We start from the raw sequence: 4,184 nt of genomic DNA, 5'->3' as shown, positions 1-4,184 counted from the left end.
CGCGGTGCAGGACGACGGGACGCTGGTGTTCTACGACTTCGGGATGAGCGGCCGCGTCGACCCGTTCATTCAGGACAAGATTGTCGAGTTCTACGCCGCCGTCGCCGACCAGGACATCGACGCCATCCTCGACGCCCTCATCGAGATGGGGACGCTCTCCCCGGAGGCCGACCGCCAGGTGATGGCCGACGTGATGGAACTGGCCATCGCCGACGCCCGCGGGGAGGACATCGAGCAGTACCGCGTCCAGCAGATCATCCAACAGGTCGAGGACACCATCTACGAGTTCCCGCTCCGACTGCCCGCCAACCTCGCGCTGGTCCTCCGGGTCGCCACCGTCGTCGAGGGCGTCTGCGTCACGCTCGACCCCGACTTCGACTTCATCTCGGTGGCGACGGACTACCTCCGCGAGGCGGGCTACTTCGAGGAGGGCGTCCGCCAGTTCATCGACGACCGGGCGACCGAGTTTCAGGACGCCGCCCGCTCGTCGGTCCGCATCCCGCCGAAACTCGAACGGGCGCTTGACCGCATCGACCGCGACGACATCGCCGTCCGGGCGGACATCGAGGACTCGAACTCCCTGTTCGACACGCTGGCAGCCCGGGTGATATACGGCCTGTTGCTCGCCAGCGGCCTCGTCTCGACGACGATTCTCTACGCCACCGGGGCGGCGATACTCCCCATTGCGGTCACGCTCCTCGGTACTGTGGTCGTGAGTGGCCTGCTCTACCGGTCGTTCCGCAAGCAGCGTGGCATCCGGACGACACCGCAGTTCACGCGTCAGGAGATGCGCCGTCGGCAGGACGATGCCGACAACGAGGCCGCGACGACGCCGTCGCTCGGGTTCGACCCCGAGGACGAGGGCAGCTAGGCTTTTCACGCCGGCGCACGGAGCCGACGGCGTGCAGATAGACGCCGCCGAACTCGACCGCTGGTTCGCCCGATTCGCTCCCGACGCCGAGATAGTGCTTGGCCGTGACGGCGTCAGACCGCCATCGACCGGGACGTTCGACCTCTCGGCGGCGGCGTTCGGCCCGGGGACCGACGACGAGCGAGCGGTCCGGTCGACGCTCGCCTCGCGGTACGACCGCCGCGGCGAGGAGGTGCTTTTGACCACCGGGGCGCGGGAGGCGACGCTGCTCTCGTTGCTCTCGCTGCTGGACGCCGATCAGCACGCCGTCGTCCTCACGCCGACGACCCAACCGGCCGAGGCGCTGTCGGGGATGCTCGGCGACGTGACGACAGTCGCGGCCTCGCCGCCGGACTGGGGGGTCGACCTCGACGCCGTCGCCGAGGCGACGCGCCCGGAGACGGGACTGATACTCGCCGCCAACCCCGTCGACCCGACCGGTCGCCGTCTCGACGGCGCGACGGTCGAGGCGCTGTACGAGTTGGCGGCCGACGCCGACGCCTACCTCTGCTGTGACGAGCGCGGCCGCGGCCTGCTGTCGGACCCGCCGCCGAGCGCGGCCGCCCTCGGACCGCGCGGCCTCGCCACCGGCGACCTCTCGGTGGCGTTCGGACTCGACAACCTCGGGTGGATCGCCGGCCCGCCGGCCGTCGTCTCGGCCGCCCGGCACTGGCGGGACTACACCACCGGGGGCCCGAGCGCGCTCGATACACACGTGGCGAGACAGGCCCTCGACCGAGAGGACGAACTGCTGGACGACAACAGAGCGCTCGTCGAGGAGAACCGGGCGACGGTGGCGGCAACACTGGACGCGGCCGGACTCGACTGGCACGACCCGGCCGGTGCCGTCGGGTTCCCGGCGGTCCCGGAGGGCTTCGCCTCCGGCGGGGCGTTCTGTCGGCAACTCCTCCGGGAGACCAGTGTGTTGTTCGCTCCCGGTGACGCGGTCGGCGTGCGAGACCACTTCCGTATCGGCTTCGGCGTCGACCCCGAGACGCTGGCGACGGGGCTGGACCGCCTCGGCGAGTTCCTCGACCGCCACGCCTGAAACGGGGCGAGCGCGGCCGGTGATCGACCCGGTCAGGCCGCCGTCTCCGAGACGTCCTCGGGTTCGATGTAGACGGTCTTGACCGCGCTGTCGTGGGCCTTCAGGGACGCCTCGATATCGGTGATGTAGCCGTCCATCCGCTCGGTGGCGACGCCGTCCTCGAAGGCCACGTCGGCGGTGACGACCAGTCGACCCGGGCCGAAAAAGACCGTCCGGAAGTCGACCACGTCGGCGACGCCCTCCGCGCCGGCGATGATGTCGTGTAACTCCGACTCGTCCTCGCTGGGGAGGCTTTCGCCGAGGAGGAGGCGCTTGTTCTGCCACGCCAGCGCGATAGCGAAGCCCATCAGCATCAGACCGATGAGAAACGAGGCGACGGCGTCGAACAGCGGTTCGCCGGTCTGTCGGCTGAGGAAGACGCCGAACAGCGCGATGCCCGCGCCGGCCATCGCGATGGTGTCCTCGGTGAAGGCCGTCAGCGTCGTCACGTCGCTGGTCTTGCGGAACGCCTCGCGGTAGCCCGACCAGTCGTTGGCGTCGATCTGTCGCGTGAGTTCCTGATTGGCCTTGTAGAGGGCGTATATTTCGAAGATGATCGCGCCGATCAACACGCCGTAGTTGACGTAGATGCCGGGGATTTCGAGGGCAGTGAACGGCACTTCGGCGACACCGGTTCCCGGCGGGTGCGGATCTAGAATGGCGTCGAGACCGTGTTTCGCCGACTCCCACCCCGCGATACCGAACAGGAGGACGCTGACGAGGAAGGCATAGAAGAACTGGGCCTTCCCGTAGCCGAAGGGGTGTCTGCGGTCGGCGTCGCGGTTGCTGTACCGGATCCCGATCAGCAGAAACACCTGATTCCCCGTGTCCGACACCGAGTGATACGTCTCCGAGAGCATCGCCGGACTCCCCGTGAGTGTGAATCCGATGAACTTCAGGATCGCTATCGCCCCGTTGGCGATGAGCGCAGCGATCACGACCCCTTTGCTGTTGCCGGCCATATGGGCAGGAGTGCCGAGGGGAGGTGCAAAACCGTTCCGGATCGGACAGGAATTGTACCCCGCGGGCCAACGGACGGTATGCTCGCGATACTCGGGGACACCCACGGGACAGACGGACACCGACTGGAGGGCCGGACCCGCGAGGCCGTCCGCACCGCCGACCGGGTGTGTCACCTCGGCGACTTCACGACGGAGGCCGTGTACGAGGCGCTCGCCGCGGAGTCGGGGGCCGACACACCTGACGGGACGGCACCGTTGACCGCCGTCGCCGGGAACAACGAGTCGCCGGCGCTTTCCGACCGCCTGCCCGAGACGGCGACCGTCGAGTACGAGGGCGCGACTATCGTCCTCGCGCACGGCCACCGCCGGGACGACACGGGGCTCGGACTGCTCGCCCGGGAGGCGGCGGCCGACGTGATCGCAGTCGGCCACAGCCACCGGCCGGGAATCGACCGACTTGAGGGTCGACTGCTACTCAATCCCGGCAGCCACGCCGATCCGCGGCGGTACCGACCGGGACACGCCGAACTCGACGACGGGACAGTGACAATATACACGCCGTCGGGGGAGCGATTGGCGTCGGCGACGTACTGAGAACAGTGGGTCGTCGTACCCCACCATAGGTACGACCGACGAGGGGAAGGCCGAAGCGGGGTGCGCCGATGTGTCGGCCCGTGGTGGGCAATGGGGTTCGGAAGCGGGCCGAATCGGGCGGCGCGAATACGCCTACGGAGGGGTATGAAAAACCGCCACCGGAAGGACAAAGACGTATTTCAGCTACCGGCGGGCGTACCAGACCGTCAGCCACAGGGCCAGTACGACCATCCCACCGGCGAAAAAGAGCAGTCCCGGTTCGATGCCCGCGCTGGCGGCTTGGTTTGCGGCTTCGGTGGTCGTGGTCGCCGCCGCGTCGGTCGCCGACGGCGTCGTCGTCGCGTTGGCCGCCTCGGCCGTCGTCTCGGCGGCGGTGGTGGCGTTCTCCGTCGCCGTCCCGTTCAGGACGTAGGTCCCGCCGTCGCTGACGACGGTGCCGTTTTTCGTGTACAGCGTCCCGTTCTCTATCGAGACGCGGCCGCTCTCGGCCGTGTACGTCCCGTCTGTGGCGTTGTAGCTGAACACCTCCGTCCCCTCGGTCCCCGTCGTCGGTTCCGCCTGCACGTCGACGCCGTTGGCTCGGGCGTCGCCTCGGCCCCGCCCGTCCCGCCCGTGCCGGCGTCCGTGTCAC

At 68.7% G+C, this 4,184-nt stretch carries 4 protein-coding genes and 1 pseudogene; 3 read left to right on the top strand and 2 right to left on the bottom strand.

Annotated features, from left to right (window positions below):
• Window positions 1-871, top strand: a pseudogene (locus tag GJ629_RS14795) (AarF/ABC1/UbiB kinase family protein); the annotation flags it as partial.
• Window positions 872-902: 31 nt separating this feature from the next.
• The gene (locus GJ629_RS14790) at window positions 903-1,958 is read left to right on the top strand and encodes an aminotransferase class I/II-fold pyridoxal phosphate-dependent enzyme (protein WP_197428650.1); all 1,056 of its coding nucleotides are present in this window, start codon (window positions 903-905) and stop codon (window positions 1,956-1,958) included.
• A 32-nt stretch (window positions 1,959-1,990) separates the two neighbouring features.
• Here GJ629_RS14790 and GJ629_RS14785 read toward each other — a convergent pair whose 3' ends face one another.
• Window positions 1,991-2,959: a cation diffusion facilitator family transporter gene (locus GJ629_RS14785; protein WP_157513709.1), complete on the bottom strand. Its 969-nt coding sequence runs from the start codon at window positions 2,957-2,959 to the stop codon at window positions 1,991-1,993.
• Between the two features lie 78 nt (window positions 2,960-3,037).
• Here GJ629_RS14785 and GJ629_RS14780 point away from each other — a divergent pair, with 78 nt between their 5' ends.
• Window positions 3,038-3,553, top strand: coding sequence for a metallophosphoesterase (locus GJ629_RS14780; RefSeq protein ID WP_157513708.1), 516 nt, complete (start codon window positions 3,038-3,040; stop codon window positions 3,551-3,553).
• A gap of 183 nt (window positions 3,554-3,736) precedes the next feature.
• Here the strand turns inward: GJ629_RS14780 and GJ629_RS14775 are convergent, their stop codons facing one another.
• Window positions 3,737-4,117 carry a hypothetical protein gene (locus tag GJ629_RS14775; RefSeq protein ID WP_157513707.1) on the bottom strand — a complete coding sequence of 127 codons (381 nt, stop codon included), beginning with the start codon at window positions 4,115-4,117 and terminating at the stop codon, window positions 3,737-3,739.
• Between the last annotated feature and the right edge of the window lie 67 nt (window positions 4,118-4,184).

Origin of the sequence: Halapricum sp. CBA1109 (assembly GCF_009741825.1) — an archaeon.
In the GTDB taxonomy this organism is placed as follows: Archaea; Halobacteriota; Halobacteria; order Halobacteriales; family Haloarculaceae; genus Halapricum.
The sequence above is the reverse complement of the archived record's forward strand: the minus strand, read 5'-3'. Positions and strand labels throughout refer to the sequence as shown.

Bases quoted from the DNA above. Each gene is read 5' to 3' on its own strand.
- GJ629_RS14785 (WP_157513709.1), bottom strand. From the start codon at position 2,959: ATGGCCGGCAACAGCAAAGGGGTCGTGATCGCTGCGCTCATCGCCAAC.
- GJ629_RS14780 (WP_157513708.1), top strand. From the start codon at position 3,038: ATGCTCGCGATACTCGGGGACACCCACGGGACAGACGGACACCGACTG.